This window comes from Ornithinimicrobium tianjinense (assembly GCF_014636495.1).
In the GTDB taxonomy this organism is placed as follows: domain Bacteria; phylum Actinomycetota; class Actinomycetes; order Actinomycetales; family Dermatophilaceae; genus Ornithinicoccus; species Ornithinicoccus tianjinensis.
Genome location: NZ_BMEM01000005.1, coordinates 77,488 through 95,826 on the forward strand (window position 1 = coordinate 77,488; position 18,339 = coordinate 95,826).

General features: G+C 74.8%; 11 protein-coding genes. 7 read left to right on the forward strand and 4 right to left on the reverse strand.

The genetic code is table 11. From position 1 onward, the window contains the following. Positions 1-27: 27 nt before the first annotated feature. The 3 genes from recD to recC are packed head-to-tail and all read right to left on the reverse strand — an operon-like array spanning position 28 to position 8,749. On the reverse strand, positions 28-1,854 hold the full coding sequence (recD, locus tag IEV65_RS13750; protein ID WP_188431747.1) for an exodeoxyribonuclease V subunit alpha: 1,827 nt from the start codon (positions 1,852-1,854) through the stop codon (positions 28-30). After that, positions 1,851-5,282 (reverse strand): UvrD-helicase domain-containing protein, encoded by a 3,432-nt coding sequence (locus IEV65_RS13755; protein WP_188431749.1) that lies wholly within the window; start codon positions 5,280-5,282, stop codon positions 1,851-1,853. The genes recD and IEV65_RS13755 overlap by 4 nt, the downstream gene beginning before the upstream one ends. After that, complete coding sequence (gene recC, locus IEV65_RS13760) at positions 5,279-8,749, reverse strand: exodeoxyribonuclease V subunit gamma (RefSeq protein ID WP_188431751.1); 3,471 nt, start codon at positions 8,747-8,749, stop codon at positions 5,279-5,281. Before recC ends, IEV65_RS13755 begins: the two co-directional genes overlap by 4 nt. Before the next feature lie 125 nt (positions 8,750-8,874). Between recC and IEV65_RS13765 the strand changes: the two genes are divergently transcribed. From IEV65_RS13765 to IEV65_RS13780, 4 genes are read left to right on the forward strand one after another with little or no spacing between them, the layout of a single operon-like run. Beyond that, entirely contained in the window at positions 8,875-10,746 is a 1,872-nt protein-coding gene (locus IEV65_RS13765) for a M6 family metalloprotease domain-containing protein (protein ID WP_188431753.1), read from the forward strand. 1 nt (position 10,747) lies between these two features. Beyond that, positions 10,748-11,431, forward strand: a complete 684-nt coding sequence (locus IEV65_RS13770) for a hypothetical protein (RefSeq protein ID WP_188431755.1) — start codon at positions 10,748-10,750, stop codon at positions 11,429-11,431. After that, complete coding sequence (locus IEV65_RS13775; protein ID WP_188431757.1) at positions 11,428-12,336, forward strand: MvdC/MvdD family ATP grasp protein; 909 nt, start codon at positions 11,428-11,430, stop codon at positions 12,334-12,336. Before IEV65_RS13770 ends, IEV65_RS13775 begins: the two co-directional genes overlap by 4 nt. Then, a complete protein-coding gene (locus tag IEV65_RS13780) occupies positions 12,336-12,686 on the forward strand; it encodes a hypothetical protein (protein ID WP_188431759.1) in 351 nt (116 codons plus the stop codon). The genes IEV65_RS13775 and IEV65_RS13780 overlap by 1 nt, the downstream gene beginning before the upstream one ends. 21 nt (positions 12,687-12,707) lie before the next feature. On the opposite strand, the gene IEV65_RS13785 is transcribed toward IEV65_RS13780, so the two are convergent. Continuing rightward, the gene (locus IEV65_RS13785; protein WP_188431761.1) at positions 12,708-13,172 is read right to left on the reverse strand and encodes a YbaK/EbsC family protein; all 465 of its coding nucleotides are present in this window, start codon (positions 13,170-13,172) and stop codon (positions 12,708-12,710) included. A 117-nt stretch (positions 13,173-13,289) separates the two neighbouring features. Between IEV65_RS13785 and IEV65_RS13790 the strand changes: the two genes are divergently transcribed. From IEV65_RS13790 to IEV65_RS13800, 3 genes are all read left to right on the forward strand, one after another. Next, entirely contained in the window at positions 13,290-13,919 is a 630-nt protein-coding gene (locus IEV65_RS13790; protein WP_188431762.1) for a CueP family metal-binding protein, read from the forward strand. A gap of 92 nt (positions 13,920-14,011) precedes the next feature. Next, complete coding sequence (locus IEV65_RS13795; protein WP_188431764.1) at positions 14,012-16,405, forward strand: cell wall-binding repeat-containing protein; 2,394 nt, start codon at positions 14,012-14,014, stop codon at positions 16,403-16,405. A 26-nt stretch (positions 16,406-16,431) separates the two neighbouring features. Continuing rightward, positions 16,432-18,297: a cell wall-binding repeat-containing protein gene (locus IEV65_RS13800; RefSeq protein WP_188431766.1), complete on the forward strand. Its 1,866-nt coding sequence runs from the start codon at positions 16,432-16,434 to the stop codon at positions 18,295-18,297. The last annotated feature ends 42 nt before the right edge of the window (positions 18,298-18,339 follow it).

Here is an 18,339-nt window from a genome sequence, read left to right on the forward strand (position 1 = left end):
GCCCTCGCCGCTCAGACGGTCCACCGGTCAGGTGGTCGCAGCCAGCCGCTGCCGCAGCCCGCTCGCACGCACCACGCGGCGGGCCACGGCGGCGCGGACGACCTCCTCCGGCCCCACGACCCGGACCCGCTCCTGGGCCCGGGTCACCGCGGTGTAGAACAGCTCCCGCGTGAGCAGCGGGCTGTCCGCCGGGGGCAGGAGCACCGTCACCTCCTCGGCCTGGCTGCCCTGCGCCTTGTGGATCGTCATCGCGTGCATCGTCTCCACGTCGCCGAGCCGGCTCGGCGCGAACCGCTGCACTCCGGAGGGGCCCTCGACGACGGCCATGCGCACCGGGGTGCCCTCGGGCGTCCTGCTGGCGACGACCACGCCGGTGTCGCCGTTGAGCACGCCGTTGGCGTAGTCGTTGGCCGTGACGAGCAGCGGTCGGCCGACGTACATCGGGTCGTAGAAGGTCAGCCCGGTCTCCTCGCCCAGCCACGTCTCGGTGAGGTGGTTCCAGGTGCGCACGCCGAACGGTCCCTCACGGTGGGCGCAGAGCAGCCGGTGCCGGCCGAGGGCGGCCATCGCTGCCTCGGCATCGCGGTCGCGCGCCGCCCTGAGCACGGCCTGGGCGTGCCGGGTCACGAGCGGCCGCAGCGTGGCCGTCGGGTCCGGCTCGGTGACCCACTCCACCTCGCGGCTGCCGGCGGAGAGCGCGGCGACGACCGCGTCGGCGTCGCCGTCGCGCAGCGCCTCGGCCAGCGCGCCGATGGTCTCGCCGTAGCGGTGCACGGTGCGCAGCCGGGCCAGGGTCACCAGCCCCGTGGCGCTGCCGTCGTCGCCTCCCGCTCCGGCCACCAGGTCGGCGAGCACGGCGCCCGCGTCGACCGAGACGAGCTGGTCGGCGTCCCCGACGAGGATGAGCCGGGCCGACGGACGCAGCGCCTCGAGCAGCCGCGCCATGTGGGTGAGGGAGACCATCGAGGCCTCGTCGACGAGCACGACGTCGTGGGACAGCCGGTTGGTCCGGTGGTGCCGGAAGCGACTGCGGCTGTCCGGCCGCCAGCCCAGCAGCCGGTGCAGCGTCATCGCCTCGACCGCGCCCAGCGGCTCGAGCACGGCCCGGGTGGCCGGGTCCGGCGTGCGCTCCAGGATGCCGGTGAGGGCTGCGGCGACGGCCGCCTTGACCCGCGCCGCAGCCTTGCCCGTCGGGGCCGCGAGGCCGACCCGCAGCGGCCGCTCGCCCGCGGCGGCCGCCTGCTCGGCGAGCAGGGCCAGCACCCCCGCGACCGTGGTCGTCTTGCCGGTGCCCGGGCCACCGGTGAGCACGCCGGTCCTGGCGAGGGCGAGGGAGCGCGCGGCGGCGCGCTGCTCGGCATACCCCTCCCCGGGGAAGATCCGCCCGAGCCCGCCGTCGAGCACCGCCTCGTCCACCTCGGGCGCGCCGAGCTCGGCCCGGGCCCGCAGGTCGTCCACCACCTGGACCTCCTGGTGGTGGTAGCGCTGGAGGTAGACGAGACCGTGCTCGACCACCAGCGCACCCTGGCTCACGAGGGCGCTCGCCGCGACCCGCTCGGTCCAGCCCTCGCGCTCGGGCCACGGGAGCGACGCCGGTGCGCTGCCCTCGTCCGGCAGCAGGGCGGCGAGGTCGACGGCGACCGAGCCGGACCGCACCGCACGTGCGGCCAGCGCCGCGGCGAGCACGGCGTCCTCGTCCTTCTCGCGGGTGACCCGCTGCAGGGTGCGGGCGATGTGCGCGTCGGCCGCGGTGAGCACGCCGGCACGGTTGAAGGCGCCGAGCATCCCCTCGGCGCCGAGCGCGAGCCGACGGTCGTGCTGGCCGACAGGCTCGAAGGTCTCGATGAGCGTCATGCCTCCTCCTGGCCCTGGTCGAGGAGGTCGGACACGGCGACCACCAGCGCGACGGGGGGCCGCCACGAGAACACCCCGCACGGGTGCCCGTCGACGACCGGCGTGTCCGGCCCGCACATGCCGCGCACGTAGAGGTAGAGCACCCCGCCGAGGTGCGCCTCCGGGTCGTAGCCGGGCAGCCGCCAGCGCAGGAAGCGGTGCGCGACCACGGCATACAGCAGCGCCTGGAGGGGGTATGAGGAGTGGCCCATCGCCTCGTCGAGCATCTCCGGCCGGTAGTCGGCGGCGGTGAGCGGCTCCTCGGCGCGGCCCAGCCAGTTGGTCTTGTAGTCCACGACGAGGTAGCGGCCGCCGGTGCGGAGCACGACGTCGACCGACCCGGTGAGGTAGCCGCGCAGCTGCTGCCCGGCCAGCTCGGGGCTGTGCTCGAGCACCTCCGCCCAGCCGCGCACGGGGTCGCCCGGACGCAGGTGCGCACGCAGGAGCGGGACGAGGTCGCCGAGCCGTGCGGCGGCCTCCGGGGCGGTGCGGCGCAGGTCGCCGCCGCCCAGCGGCAGCTCGAAGTCGAGCTCGCACAGCCGGTCGGCCCGACCGATCTGGCGCAGTGTCACGCCGCCGGCCAGGGGCCCGAGCGGCGTGTCGTTGACCGCCACGAGAGCGTCGGCCAGCACGTCGGGGTCGACGTCGACGACCCACTGCTGCCGGGCGTCCGCGATCCGCTCGAGCAGCTCGGCGCGCAGGTCGGGCGCCTGCGGGTCGGCGTGCTCCAGCACCTCGTGCACGAGCGAGCCGAAGGTCGCCCCGACCGGCAGGTCGGCCATCGGCGAGGGCACGTCCGCGCCGGGCAGGGGCGCCTCGAGACCGGGCAGGGCGGGGGTGGGATCGACCACCGGGTCGGGGCGGTCGGGCTCGTCCTCGCGGGTCGTCACCTCCGGCTCGCTCCCGACGGCGCCGACGAGCTCGTGACCCTGGGCGTCGCGGGGCGTCGACAGGCTGGTGTATGACGTGCGCCGCCACTCGTGGTCGACGCGCCTCGTCCACGGGGCCAGCCGCAGCACCGGCCGCTCGGCCACCGGCACGGGCGGCACCTCGGCGGCGTGGTGCGCCGGCTCGAGGGTGAACGCGCCCGCGTCGGCCCAGCGCTGCAGCACCTCCGTGGCCTGGTCGTCGCGGGTCGGGACCTTGACGCTGTCCGGCACGGGGCCCTGGCCGGGGGCGCGGCCGAAGAGGACACGGTGCAGCGCCGAGCTGGTGGCGTTGTTGACCGGGGCCCACCAGGTCACGACCTGCGACTGGGCACGGGTCAGCGCGACGTAGAGCAGCCGCAGCGACTCCCCGGCGTCCTCGTCCTTGTGCGCGCGCACCGAGTCGTCCCAGCCCGGGTTGCCGCGCTGGCCGCCGACGTCCAGGCAGCGGGTGCGCTCGGGCGCCGGCTCGTGGAAGAGCGGGATCTCCGGGCTGTCGCTGATCCAGCGGTCGGCGAGCGTGGGCAGGTAGACGACGGGGAACTGCAGCCCCTTGCTGGCGTGGACGGTCAGCAGCTGGACGGCGGCGGCGTCGCTGTCCAGCCGCCTCGTGCGGGCGCCGGCGGACTGGGGTGCGTCCTCGGCCATCGCCGCCCGCAGCCACTCCAGCAGCGCGACCAGCCCGAGCTGCTCGCGGCGCGACACGTCGTGCAGCAGCTGCGCGACGTGCCGCAGGTCGGTCAGCACCCGCTCGCCGCTGACCCGACCCAGCACGCGGGCGGGCAGGCCGGCGACGGAGAGCACCTCGAGCACGGCGGCGACACCCTGGCGCCCGTAGACCGCAGCCAGGTCGCGGCAGCGCCCGGCGAGCTCGTCGTCCAGCTCGGCACCGCCGGCGTCGAGGGCGCGCACGTCATACCCGAGCAGGTCGGTGAGCGCCGCGGCGCGGGTGAGCAGGGAGCGGTGCGGGGCCACCATCGCCTCCAGCAGGGCCAGCCAGTCCTGCGCGGCGGCGCTCTGCAGGACCGAGGCGCCGCCGGTGCTCACCGCGGGGATCCCGAGCTCGTGGAGCGCGCGCTGGGCCTCGGCGAGGTCCTTGCCCTTGTGCGCCACGACGGCGACGTCGCGCGCCTGCACCGGCCGCCCGTCGAACGTGGCCCCCGAGGTCAGCAGCCCCGCCACGTCCAGGGCGAGGTCGCGGGCGATGAACGGGCGCACCACGGGCATCCGCCGGTCGTTGCCGAGGTGCTCCTTGAGCAGCACCTGCCGCAGCCGCACCGGGATGGGCCTGCGCCCGTCGGGGCGGGGGGTATGCCGTGGGTCCTGCAGGCGGGCGCCCTCCCGGTGCGCGCGGACCCGGTGGACCGAGATCTGCTCGTCGCCGAGCTGGGCACCGCCGAGCATGACGCCGAGCGCGTCGACGACGCCCTCGTCGGAGCGGAAGTTGCGGGGCAGGGTGCAGGTGGTGGCCGCGGTGCGGGCGGCGGTGAGGTAGGTGACGACGTCGCCGCCGCGGAAGGCGTAGATGGCCTGCTTGGGGTCGCCGATGAGGACCATCGCCAGCGCATGGCCGGTGAAGGCGCGGTCGAGCACCTTCCACTGGACGGGGTCGGTGTCCTGGAACTCGTCGACGAGGACGACCTTCCACCGCTGCCGCATCCGCTGGCGGGCGGGGGAGTCCTCGGGCTCCAGCGCGTCGGCGAGCTGGGTGAGCAGGTCGTTGTAGTGCATGACCTGCAGCCGGCGCTTGCGCACCCCGAGCTCGTGGCGGACCGCGCGCGCGAAGCGCACCCGGCGGTCGGCAGGGCTCCCGCGCTCCGCGGAGGTCGGGCGCAGCTCGGCGTGGACGTCGTCGACGGCGGTGCGCGCGATGCGCAGCGCCTCCGACCGCGTGAAGACGGGGACCTGCTCGTCGGTGAGGAACCCGCGCAGGTAGATGTCGTCGACGACCTCCACCAGCAGGTCGTCCAGGTCCTCCACCAGCTGGGCGCCGGGGTCGGCGGTGCCGGCCACCCCCAGGCTGCGCAGCACCTGCTGGCAGAACTGGTGGGTCGTCGCGATCGTGGCGGCGTCGAAGGAGGTGAGCGCGGCACGGATGCGGGCGCGGCGACGGTCGAGCTCCTCGTCGTCGGCGTCCAGCAGCAGCGCCAGGAGCTCGTCGCGATCCTCGGAGGGCGGAGGCGAGACGAGCGCGTGCTCGGCCAGGACGAGCTGCTCGCGCACCCTGGCGCGCAGCTCCTGGCTGGCGGCGCGGCCGAACGTCACGACGAGCATCTCCGGCAGGGTGACCACGCCCTCGGCGACGTAGCGGGTCACGAGCGCGGCGATCGTCCAGGTCTTGCCGGTGCCGGCGCTGGCCTCCAGCAGCACGGTGCCGCGCGGCAGCGGGTCGGCGATCGAGAAGTGCGTGGCCGAGGTGGCGCCGGCCCCGGTGCGGTCGAGGGGGAACTCGATGATCGTCATACCCGGGTCATCCTCTCCGCACCGGACCGCAGCACCGGCTCCCAGACCCGCAGGGCGAGCTGGCCGAGCCGGCTCTCGACGCCCGCCTTCCACCGCTCGTCGTCGCGGGGCGCGCCCACGACCTCGGCCAGCGGCGCGGACCGACCGTGGACGTAGCGAGTGCTGGGGTCGTCCTGCTCCTTGGGGAAGGCGTTCTCGAAGGTGTCGCTGGTCTGCCACTCGCGGTTGGCGTCCATCGTGGCCGCCGAGACGTCGCCCGGGCCGCCGAGGTAGCTCTGCGCCCACCGCAGCGAGGTCTGCAGCGGCAGGGGCAGCGGCTCGCAGAGGCCCCGGTCGCGCAGGTCGACGAGCTGGTCCAGCAGCTCCAGCGCACGCTGGGGGTCGTGCGGCCCGTGGCTGAGGTGGACGTAGCCCTTGCTGCGGCCCCAGCGGTAGCGCCCCACGACGTGGGAGGTCGCCTCGGGGCCGAGGGTCGCGGCCAGGGCCAGCGAGGTGATCCACGACCGCAGCCGGGGCTTGGCCTTGACGGTGGAGTAGGTGACGGTGAGCGCCCGGTCGCCGACCACGCCCGCGACGGTGCCGGTCAGCCGCCGGCCGGAGGGCAGCGCCACGTCGACGTCGACCACGTCGGTGCGCAGGGCGGTGCCCAGGCCGCCGTGGCCGGCCACCTCCCAGGCGGCCCGGCACAGGGCCTGGCAGTCACGCGCCACCTGGTCGAGGGTGCGTCGGCCCAGCTCGCCGGGGGGCAGCTCGCCCCGCCAGCGCTCGGCGTCGAAGGTGGCCACCGGGTCGCGGCCCGCCAGCACCGCGGTGAGCACGCGGTCGCCGACCCCCCACGACTGCAGCCCGTCCAGCTCGATGGGGATGCCCTCGCCCCGCACCTCGGGCACGGTGGGCAGCAGCAGACCGAGCCGGGTGCGCAGGAAGGCCCGCGCGGGGTTGTCGAAGAAGTGCAGCAGGTCGGCCAGGTCGACGTCCCCCGGTGTGAGCGGGGGGAGCAGCTGGCCGGCCACGACCGGGACGTCCTCGCGCTCGTCGAGGGCCTCGAGACCGCCGGCCAGCGCGGTCGGGTCGTGGCTGAAGGGCTCGTCGCCGGGCAGCAGCGGGAGGGCTCCCTCCGGCGCGGCGCCGAGATTGCGGGCGTCGAAGGCCTGCAGCGGGTGGTGGGTGAGCAGCCGGTCGACGCCGTCGCCGCTCGCGGTGGCCCGCAGGGCGTCGACGAGCTCCCCGAGCGGGACGGCCGGCGGCCGCTCCTGACCTGAGTGCTCGTCGAAGCCGGTGTAGGTCACGACCAGCGTCTCGCCGGCCGACATCAGCGCGTCGAGCAGCAGCTGACGGTCCTCGCTGCGCAGGTCGCGCTCCCCGGTGACCGGGCGGCGGGCGAGGACGTCGTCGCCGTCGGGCGACGTGGAGCGCGGGAAGACGCCGTCGTCGAGACCGACGAGGCAGACGACGCGGTGCGGCACGGACCGCATCGGGACCATCGTGCAGACGGTGAGGGTGCCGGTGCGGAAGTTGGACCGTGTCGCGCGCCCCGCCTCGTGCTCGGCGAGCAGCGCCCGGACGTCCGACAGCGTCAGCGCGGTGCCGTCACCGCCCCGGCGCCGGGCCGCGAGGCGGACGCGCTCGAGCTCGGACTCGAGCTGGGTGACCTGCCAGGCGTCGCGGTAGGGCACGTCCGCCAGCCCGCCGATCCCCTCGCCCAGCGCCTCGACCCACTCGTCCACCTCGGTGGCCGAGCGCAGCCGGCGCAGCGTCGCGCCCAGCCGGTCGACGAGCTCGGCGGCCCGCCCGGCCAGGTCGAGGTCGCCGCTGTCCAGGTCGTCCAGAGCGAGGGTGGTGCCGAGGTGGTCGGTGTCCTGGCCGTCGACGGCCGCCCCGACGAGGATGCGGTCGAGCCCGGCGCGCCAGGTGTTCTGCGTGAGGTGGGGCAGCTGGTAGCCGGCGCGGTGCTCCTCGTCGAGCCCCCAGCGCACCGCCACCGCGCGGACCCAGTCGCCGAGGCGCTCCAGCGCGTCGTCGTCGAGCCCGAAGCGCTGCCGCACGGGAGCCCGCCGCGCGAGGTCGAGCACCTCGCTCGCGGTGAGCCGGCCGCCGGCGAGCTCGACCAGGCGGGCGGCGAGGCCGAGGAGCGGGTTGGTGTGCAGCGGGGCCCGGTCCGCGAGCCGGACCCGCAGGCCGTGCGCGGGGTGGCCAGCGGCGCCGTCGTGCTGCCGCAGCACCTCACCGAGCCCGAAGCCGGCGTGCACCAGCGGGGAGTAGGCGTCGATGTCGGGGCACATCACGAGGATGTCGCGCGGCTCGAGCGTCGGATCGTGCTCGAGCAGCTGTGCGACGACGTCGCGCAGGACCTCGATCTGGCGGGCCTGGCCGTGGCAGGCGTGCACCTGGACGCTGCGGTCGTCCGCGCCGACCAGGCGGTTTGCCCGCTCGTCGGACGAGGGGACGTGGTCGTTCACCAGGTCGGACTGGAGGAGGCCGAGGAGGGTGGGCGTCGTCGCCGCAGCGGGCCTGCCCCCGGGCACCAGGTCGTCCTCGGCGTGGGCCAGCGCGAGCGTGCGCTGCAGCTCGCGGGCGTCGCGGCCGAGGCTGGCCAGGAGCGGGTGGTGGACCAGCGCTGCCGAGCTGTCCTCCGAGCGCGGCACGGGCCCGACGGCGGCGGCGCCGGCGAGCGCCTCCCACGCACCCGGCGACGCCTGCGGCAGCCACAGGTGCACCTCGAGGTGCTCGCCGAGGGCGTCGATGACCTCCACCTCGCTGCGGGCGATGCGGGTGTGGCCGAAGAGGGAGAGCCGGCCCGGCAGCACCAGGTCCTCGCCGACGAGCCTGCCGGCGGCCGACCGCTCCCGCAGCGCCGCCACGACCCGCGCGTGCCGGACGTCCGGGGGCTCCGCCCCGTCGAGCTCGGCGAGCACGCGCCGCCAGAGCTCGGGCTGCCAGGCGAGGTCAGGGTCGACCGCCCCGCCCAGCCCGTCGCCCGACCCGCCGGCGCGCCAGTCCGCCAGCATCGCCGGACGCTGGGCGGCATACTCCGCGAACAACCTGGCCAGGCGAGCGGCCACGGCATACCTGCGACCGCGGCGCAGCTCGCCCTCGGTGCCCGGCGCCCCGTGCCCGAGGTGGGTGGCGAGCGTGGCCGCCCAGGGCTCACCGAGGCTGGCGTCGACGGCGCGCAGCACCGGCCAGGTGAGCTGGTCTGGGTGCCAGGGGTCGTCGCGGTCGACGCCGAGCAGCAGGGCGACGAGCGAGTGGGGGTTGAGGAACCTGACGCCCGCGCAGACGCCGTCGTGACCCGCGCCTGCGCCCAGCCGGTGCGAGAGCCGCTGCGCGAGCCAGCGCTCCACCCCCTTGGCGGGCACCGCGACGACCTCCTCGGCGAAGGGGTCCTCCAGCGGCGTCGCGAGGAGCTCGGCCAGCCCGCGGGCCAGCACGTCGGTGCTCTGCGCGCGGTGCACGATCACGGTCACGCTGCGACCCTATCCGCGCGCTCCGACAGACCTCCGTGAACGGCCGCCCTCCGGTATCTCCGAGCCCCGTGCCCGCCTCTATCACCCATCGGCCCCGGCCGGGGGCCGCCCACTCGGAGGACACCATGAGCAAGCACACGAGCACCCCCACCCCTGGCTGGACCGCCGACCAGGTGAGCGGCACCTGCGCGATCGCCCCCAGCCCGGAGCTGCGCGAGCGCTGGGCCAAGGCGGTCGCCAGCTCCACCAGGCGTCGGGGCGCTGATGCCCCGCCGCTGCAGCTCGAGGGCGAGCCCAACCGGCTCGGCTTCAACGACGGCGTGATCATCCCCCCGGAGCAGTTCCCGGCGGGCACACCGGAGACCACCATCCGCTCCGCCGCCGCCGACCGTGCCCCGCTGCGCGGCACCGTCCGCGTGGCCGTGGTCCTCGTCGACTTCAGCGACCGGCCGATGAGCGCCGACGTCGCGCACTTCGAGGAGCTCTTCTTCTCCACGGGCACGATGCCGCACGGCAGCGTGCGGGAGTACTTCACCGAGGTCACCAACGGCCTCATCGAGCTCGACGGGGAGGTCGTCGGCCCCTACCGTCTGCCCGAGACCCTGGCCTGGTACGCCAACAACGGCGCGGGCGTGGGCCGCAACGGCACGGAGTTCCGCTCCCCGCAGATGGCGCTGGACGCGGCCGAGGCCGCGACCGCCGACGTCAACTTCGCCCCCTACGACAACGACGGCAACGGCTTCGTCGACGCCTTCATCGTCGTCCATGCCGGCTCCGGCGCGGAGGTCACCGGCAGCATGGGCGACATCTGGTCGCACAAGTCGGTGCTGGCCAGCGCCTACGCCACCGACGGCACCCAGATCTACGGCTACCTGACCATCCCCGAGGACGCCCGCATCGGGGTCTCGGCGCACGAGCTCGGCCACCTGCTCTTCGGCTTCCCGGACCTCTACGACACCGACGGCAGCTCCGAGGGCGTGGGCAACTGGTGCCTGATGGGCGGGGGCAGCTGGAACGGCGGCGGCGACATCCCCGCCCACCCGAGCGCCTGGTGCAAGGCCAACCAGGGCTGGGCCACCGTCACGAACGTCACGACGAACGGGCCGGTCACCGTCAACGCCGTCGGCACCAGCCACCAGGTCTTCCGGCTGTGGAAGGACGGCGCGGCCGGCCAGGAGTACTTCCTGCTCGAGAACCGCCAGCTCGCCGGCTACGACCAGCAGCTCCCGGGCGCGGGCCTCCTGCTCTGGCACGTCGACGAGGCGAAGTCCACCAACCGCGACGAGAACCACTACAAGGTCGGGCTCCTCCAGGCCGACGGCGCGCGCCACCTGGAGACGGCCGTCAACCGTGGGGACGCGGGCGACCCCTTCCCGGGCAGCGCGGGCAAGACCTCGGTCACCAAGGAAACCTCGCCCGGCACCCGGTCCTACGCCGGCGCCGACACGCTGGTCTCGGTCAAGTCGATCCCGGCGTCCTCGGGCTCGATGACCGTCGACGTCACCGTGACCTCCAAGGGTCTGCTCAAGGAGCTGCCCAAGGAGATCAAGGAGGTGAAGGAGGGGCGCAAGGAGATCAAGGACGTCAAGGACTCCCGCAAGGAGCTCAAGGAGATCCGCAAGGAGCTGGTCAAGGAGCTGCGCAAGGAGACCCTGAAGGAGGGCCGCAAGGACATCAAGGAGTTCAAGGAGATCCGCGAGGACTGGCCGCGCTGGCCCAAGCGCCCCGGCGAGCTGGCCCAGGCCGAGGGCCTCGACCCGCTCGAGGCCCGCGTGGCCGTCCTCGAGGAGGTCGTCGCTGCCCTCGCCGGGATGATCGACGGCCAGGGGTATGCCGACCCCGGCACCGAGGCGCCGTTCGAGCCCTACATCGACCAGTCGTTGCGCCCCGACCTCATCGGCTCCGGCTGGCCCTCGGCCGCCGACCCGAGCCTGGAGCAGCGGATGTCGGCCGGTGACGCGCAGGCCAAGCGCGACTACGACGGTCCGCAGGCCTGAGATGACCGGCCCGCTCGTGCTGGTCGTCGCCGACCGCACGGACCTCGGTGGCCGGGCCGTCGCCCTCGACGGCCCGGCCGCCCGGCTGGCCGGCGCGCGCCCGCTCGTCGTGACGCCGCTCGACCTGGCCCGGGCCCGCTGGGTGCACCGGGTGGATGCGCGAGGGCGGGCGACCACCTGCCTCGGTCTGGACGGGCGGGAGCCGTTGCGGGACGGGGACCTCGCCGCGGTCTGGTGGCGCGCTCTGACCCCGCTCGAGCCGGCCGGCTCGGCCGCCGCCGACCCCCGCGACCACCTGTATGCCGTGAGCGAGCTCACCGCGCTCGTCACGAGCTGGCTGCTCTCGTTGGGCCCCAGGGTGGTGAACCGGCCCTCCGGCGCGGACCCGTCGGGGCCCGCCTGGCCGCTCCACCAGTGGGCCGCGGTGGCGCGTCGGCACGGGGTGGGGCGGACGCTGCCGGGGGAGCGGCGGCGGCTCGTCGTGCTCGGCGAGAGCGTGATCGGGGCGGTCGACGGCGAGGAGCGCGAGGCGGCGCTCGGGGTCGCGGCCGAGGCTGGCTGCCGTTCACTCGGGCTGACGCTCGACGGGCGCGGACGGGTCGTGGGCAGCTCGACGGCCCCGCGTCTCGCAGGGCGCGAGGAGCTGCGGGCAGCGGCCCGCCTTCTCGCGGAGGTGGCGGCGTGATCCTCTTCTACGGCTACGGCGACGACAGCGCCCTCACCCTGGCGGTGGGTGCCGCGCAGAGGCGAGGGGCGGCATACCTGCTCCTGGACCAGAAGGACCTGCGCGGGTGGTCGGTCGAGGTCGGCGGTGACGGGCGGCTGGGGCAGGTGCGCACGCCCTGGGCACGGGTCGCCGCGAGCGACCTGCGGGCCTGCTACGCGCGGCCGCTGGCGCCGGTGGCCGTCGACGACCCCGACCTCGCGCGGCGGGGCCAGGAGGTGTCCGAGCACGTCACCGCGTGGCTCGACGCCACCGACGCCGTCGTCGTCAACCGGCCGCGCGACATGCACTCCAACTCCAGCAAGCCCTACCAGGCGCAGCTCATCGGCGAGGCGGGGCTGGCCGTGCCGACGTCGCTGGTGACCAACGACCCGCAGGAGGTCCGGGACTTCGTGGCCGAGGTGGGCGAGGCGGTCTTCAAGTCCACGAGCGGGGTGCGCTCGATCGTGCGCCGGGTGGATGAGGCGCGGCTGGCCGCGCTGGAGCGGGTGCGGGCGCTGCCCACGCAGTTCCAGGCGCTCGTGCCCGGCACGGACGTGCGTGTGCACGTGGTCGGCCAGGCGGTGCTGGCCACCGAGATCAGGTCCGAGGCGACCGACTACCGCTATGCCGGCCGCGACGGCCTCGACGCCGAGCTGACCGCGTGCTCGCTGCCGGACGAGGTCGCCGAGCGCTGCGTGCGGCTGGCCGCCCGGCTGGGGCTGGCGTTCGTCGGGATCGACCTGCGGCGCACCCCGGAGGGGGAGTTCGTGTGCTTCGAGGCCAACCCCATGCCTGGCTACAGTTACTACGAGGCCAACACCGGGCAGCCGATCAGCGAGGCGCTGGTCGACCACCTCGTCCGGTCGACGGGAGGAGTGAGCTGATGGTCGCGCCGATCGAGAACCGCAGTGTGCTCAGCGGGGTGGTGCGGGCCCGGCGCCCCTCGACCGAGGTCGAGCGCTGGGAGCTCCTGGAGGTCGAGGTCGAGGGCGCCGAGGGTATGCCGCCCGCCGACCGGGAGGAGGGGCTGCCGAACCTCCTCTCCGACACCGTGGGCCAGCGGCTCGAGGTGGCCGTCGACCGCGACCTCCTTCCCGAGGGTGATCTCACCGGCTGGGTGTTCACCGGGCCGGTCCGGGTCGTCGGTCCCGGACGCGTCGCCGCGCTCCCAGCCGCCGCAGGGCACGGCGGCCCCGACCTGACCCCGCCGGTGGAGCTCGGCGGTCCGCACTGAGCGCAGGTCTCCGCGGCCCGGTCAGCGCACGGCGGTCGGTGTCCCGCCCGTCAGCCGGACCAGCTCCTCGAAGGTCAGCGCCATCACGGTGTCGGGCGTGCCGCCGGCGGCCCACACCTCCTCGAAGGCCGCGAGGTCGGTGTCGACGAGAGCGCGCAGCCGGCTCGGGTGACCGGCGGGGGCGACCCCGCCGATCGCCATACCCGTCGCGGACCGGACGAAGTCGGGCCCGGCCCGCTCCACCCTCGTGGCGCCCAGCGTGCGCGCGAGAAGGTCGGTGTCGACCCGGGCCGCGCCGCTGGCCATGACGAGGAGCGGCTCGCCGTCGCAGTCGAAGACGAGGCTGTTGGCGATCGCCGCGACCTCGCAGCCGATCTGCTCCGCCGCGAGGGCGGCCGTGCGGGCGTGCTCGTCGAGCCAGACCATGCGCGGCGTAATCCCCGCCGCCTCGACGGCGTCCTGGACGCGCCGGTTGGTGGGATGCATGCGAGCAGTCTGCCGCACCCCGAGGACGCTCTCGGCAAAATCCCAGGAATGGTCACTACGTTGCGTAGTGCTCGCGCGGGCACGGTGCCCGCGCCCGTGCCGTCCGAGGAGACCGCCATGCGCAACCGCCCGACCCTCCTGCTCGTGACCGCAGCCCTCGCGGCCGGGCTGACCGCCTGCTCGACCGAGGCCCCGGCCGACCAGCCGTCCCCCTCGACGTCCGCGCCGGCATCGGCGGGGTCGGCGCAGGCGTCCGGCGAGCTGCCGGGGACGGTCACCGCCGCCCTGTCCGCCCAGGGCGTCACGGCCACGGACGTGCGCACCGCGATCACCGAGCTCGACCGCCTCGACCAGGCCCGGCCGCTCGACGTGCAGGCCTCCGTCCGTCCCGACCAGGTGATCTTCACCGCCGACGGCCAGGAGGTCGCGGTGCCGGTGCCCGGCGACGAGGTGTACGTGTCGATCGCGCCCTACGTCGAGAAGACCCACGAGTGCTTCTACCACGCGCTGGGCGGCTGCCAGGGTGAGATGACCGGTGAGGACGTGCACGTCACGATCACCGCCGAGGACGGCACGGTGCTCGTCGACGAGGACGCCACGACCTACGCCAACGGGTTCGTGGGCTACTGGCTGCCCAAGGACACCACCGGCACGATCGCGATCACCAAGGACGGGATGACCGGAGAGGTCCCCCTGGACACCGGAGCCGAAGGCCCTACCTGCGTGGCCACCCTGCAGCTAACCTGACAGAGGGCGCAACGTCAGGCTGTCTCTGTCGCGTCCTGCAGGGGAGTGGTCGCCACGTGGCGGCCGCCGAGGGTGCGACGAGGGAGCCGGGGATGGGTTCACGAGCGGGTATGCCGCGTGTCAGGGTGGTCGGGATGCTCGCCGCCGCGCTGCTGGCGGTGGGTCCGGTGCCCGCCCTCGGGCAGCCGGTGCAGGGTGAGGATGCGCCGCCCGCCCGCACGGTGGAGGAAGCCGTTGCCGAGGACCTCGGCCTGACGATGGACGAGTTCGTCAGGGCCGGCGCGACCGCGGAGCAGGCCGCCGGCCGCCTCGGGCTGGAGTCTGGGCGCGGCGGCGACCTGGATGGTGCGCCGGGGGTCGGCCGCCTCACCCGGCAGGGCGTGGTGGCCCTGGAGACCGGGGAGGCGGGCACGCCATACTCCGCGTTCGAGGACCTGGACGAGCTGCGCGAGCGCTACCTCGCCGAGATGGGCCCGGACGGGCTGACCGGGCTGGCCTACACTCTGGAGGGCTACGAGGTCCTCGTGGACGACCCCGACGCGGTGCGCGAGCGCGGGCGCGCGTCCACCACGGGAGAGGTGGTGTCGCCGAGCGCCTGGGCGACGGCATACCCGGGCGTCTCGGTGGTCGGGACGACCGAGCCGGCCGCGGCCGGGACGGTGCGGGGTGGCGCGTCGATCTCCTTCGGCGGGGCGAGCTGCACGCACGGCTTCAACGGCTGGTACAAGGGCGACCAGGTCGGGCTCGCCGCGGGCCACTGCCCCTACGCGGGCGGCACCGCCGTCTCCTACGGCGGCTACCGGCTGGGCACGGTCACCTGGTGGCAGTTCGGTGCGCCGGGCAGTGCGTGGGAGTCCTACGGGACGGACCTGACGACCTACAGCCTGACGGCGGGCCACAGCCATCCGGCCTCCGTGACCACCGGCTCGAGCACGGTCACGATCACCGGTCGCACCCCGGCCGTGCTCGGCCTGCCCGTGTGCAAGATGGGGCGCCGGACGGGTTGGACGTGCTCGGTCGTCAACAAGGTCGGCTGGCAGTGGATCGGCGACGGCTCGGGCGACATCACCAGGCCCAAGCGCTGGGTGTGGTCGCTCTTCGCAGACCTCCAGGTGATCCCCGGGGACTCGGGTGGGCCGTGGATCGCCGGTCACAAGGCCGTGGGCGTGACCTCCTCCTACGACTGGTACGACGACGGCCGCCCCTACTCCACGGCGGCGCTGCTCACCTCCCTGGACGACTACCGACCGGGCGCACAGGTGAAGGTGTGGCTCGGGCGGCCGCGGATCTCCTCCGTGGAGATGACCGGTGACACCAGCGGTCGCGCCCGGTGGGCGGACGACGAGACCGTCTCCGGCAGGCTCAGCCAGCCCTCGGGCGACAGCATCTCGCCGGGGACCGTGGTCGACGTCTGGGTCGACGGCACTCGTGTCGCGTCGCCGGGCGTGTCCGGGGACGGGTCGTTCAGCTTCGTGTATCCCGGCTCGGACAGCAGGTCGCACACGGTGAAGCTGCGGGCGCGCCAGGGCGACTCGCGTGGCACGACCCTCACCGTCGCCGACGAGCCGGCGGGGGAGGTCCCCTCCGTGGTGCGGCACGCGGGAGAGAACCGCTACGGCACTGCGGCGGCGATCGCGCTGGCCCGCTTTCCCGCCGGGGTCGACACCGTCTACCTCGCCTCCGGCCGCGGCTTCGCCGACGCGCTGTCCGGCGGCGGTCGGGCAGGGACCGACGGGTCACCGATCCTGCTGACCGACCCGGTCACGCTGCCGGCCGCGACCCGCGACGCGCTGACGCGGCTTGCCCCCCGCCGGGTGGTCGTCCTGGGCGGCACGCTGGCCGTCTCGGAGTCGGTCGCCGGCGAGCTGCGCGGGATCGCGCCCACCGTGGAGCGGGTCGGGGGCGCGAACCGGTATGCCGTCTCCGCCGCCATCGCCTCGACCTACCCCGCGGGTCAGTCGAAGGTCTTCGTCGTGAGCGGCGAGGCCTTCCCCGACGCGCTGGGCGCCGCCGCGGTGGCGGGGCGCCGTGGGGTGCCGCTCCTCATCACCAAGACGGCTCGGCTGTCGGACGTCGTCGCGGCCGAGATCGACCGGCTCGACCCGGCCGAGATCGTCATCGTGGGCGGTCCGGCGGCGGTCAGCACGGCGGTGGAGTCCTCCCTCGCGGCCTACGCGCCGCAGGTCACCCGGGTCGGGGGCGCGGACCGGTATGCCGTCTCGGCGGCCCTCGCGGACCGGTTCACCTCACCAGCACCGGAGGCCTGGGTGGCGCGGGGGACCGACTACCCCGACGCCCTCTCCGCGGCGCCCGCGGCGGCCCTGCACGGCGGTCCCGTCCTCCTCACCAAGTCCAGCACGCTGCCGTCGGCGACCGTCACGGCGCTCGAGCGGGACGTCCGGGCGCCCGTGATCCGGATCGCGGGCGGGACCGCCTCGGTCAGCTCCGCGGTGCGCTCCGAGCTGCGGTGGCTGACGTACCAGTGACAGAGGTCGTGTCTATGCTCCAGGCCATGAGGGGATCAGACAGGACCTGGTGGCGTCGCCCGCAGCGTGAGGGACACCGGGCGGCCCGGGCTGCGGTGGTGGCTATGGCCGTCCTGCTCGGCATGCTCAGCAGCGGGCCCGCTGCCGTGGCGAGCATCGGGACGGAGGGTGACGCCGGGGCGCGGTCGCTCTACGAGGGCAGCTGGAGCACCCCCGTGCTCGGCCCCGACGACCAGACGCGCTTCGGGCCGCTGGTTCCCGCCGACCAGACCCTCGTCTACTACGCCGACGGGTGCCACACCGGGCGGCAGGGGACGACGGTACCCCCGGGCTGCGTCTACGGGGATCCCGACAGCCCCCGACGCGTGGTCATGGTGGGGGACTCGAAGGTGGGTCGTTACTTCCCGGCACTCGAGGAGATCGCGCGACGTGAGGGATGGGCTCTTCGTACGATGACCAAGAGCGCCTGCGCCTTCGTCGACGAGCCGGACCCCACGTACCCAGCCTGCGACACCTTCAACGAGGCCGTGCGCAGCGAGCTTGCCGCGAGCCCGCCGGACGTCGTGCTCACCAGCGGCATGCGTGAGTCCGTGGCCGACGGATACGTCCGCACCTGGGAGTGGCTCGGTGCTGTCGGGGTCGACCACGTGGTCGCTCTCTGGGACTCGCCGTTGCCGCAGGCGGAGGTTGCGCCGGAGCCCTGCATCGACGATGCGCTCGCCAGCGGCCTGGACCTCACCACCTGCGCGGCTGAGCTGCCCGAGACATCGGGTGGCAACCCCTCGTTGCGCGCGGCTGCTGAACAGGTGTCCGTCGCCGACTACGTCAGCCTGCGTGACTGGATCTGCCCCGACTCGATGCTCAGCCCCCGCTGCGCGACGGTGCTGGGGGGTGTGGAGCTCTACGGTCTGGGCTCCCATCTGCAGCCGGCCTTCACCTCCACCCTGACCGACCCGATCCACCAGCGCCTGCACGAGCGGGGCGTGGCGGCATACCGGCCCTCGGTCGACCGGATCGGCGGGGCCAACCGCTACGAGACCGCGGCGCTGATCACCCGCGACGTGCCCGCGGGGGGACGGGTGTTCGTCGCCAGCGGGCAGAACTTCCCGGACGCGCTGGCCGCTGCGGCGCTGGCGGGTGACGGCGGGGCCGTGCTGCTCACCACCGCGGCCACCCTGCCTTCGGCGACCCGCTCGGCCCTGCAGCGGATGGCACCGGCGGAGATCGTGGTCGCCGGCGGGGACCTGGCGGTCTCCGACCACGTCGTGGAGGATCTGCGGAGCTACGCTCCGAGCGTGCGGCGGGTCGCAGGGCCGAACCGCTACGCGACCGCGGCGCTGCTGTCAGAGCTGCCGCCGGTGCGGCCGGGCGGGACGGTCTACGTCACGACGGGCACGGCGTTTCCCGACGCGCTGGCTGCGGCAGCTCAGGCGGGGGCCAGCTCGAGCCCGATCCTGCTGGTGCAGCCCGACGGCATCCCGTCCGACACGGCGTCCGCGCTGCGCGAGCTCGCGCCGCAGCGGATCATCGCCGTCGGCGGCAGCACCGCGATCTCGGAGAAGGTGCTCAGGGCGCTGCAGCCCTACGCGACCAAGGGGGCCGACCGCGTCGGCGGCACCAACCGCTACGAGACGGCCGCCCTCCTCGCGCGCGGCACCGCGCCGGGCTCGACGCTGCACGTGACCTCCGGGGTGGAGTTCGCCGACGCGCTCGCGGCCGCTCCGGTCGCCGCGGCCCGTGGCGGTGCGGTGCTGCTGGTCCCGCCGGACCGCGTGCCCTCGGCCACCGCCGACGCGGTCCTCGACCTGTCTCCGCAGCAGCTGGTGCTCGCCGGTGGTGCCGTCGCGGTCGCCGAGGACGTCAAGCGAGCCCTCATCCGCCTCGTCCCCTGAGCGCACCCACAACCGACCGAGCGCGTGAAGTGGTTGGCCCTG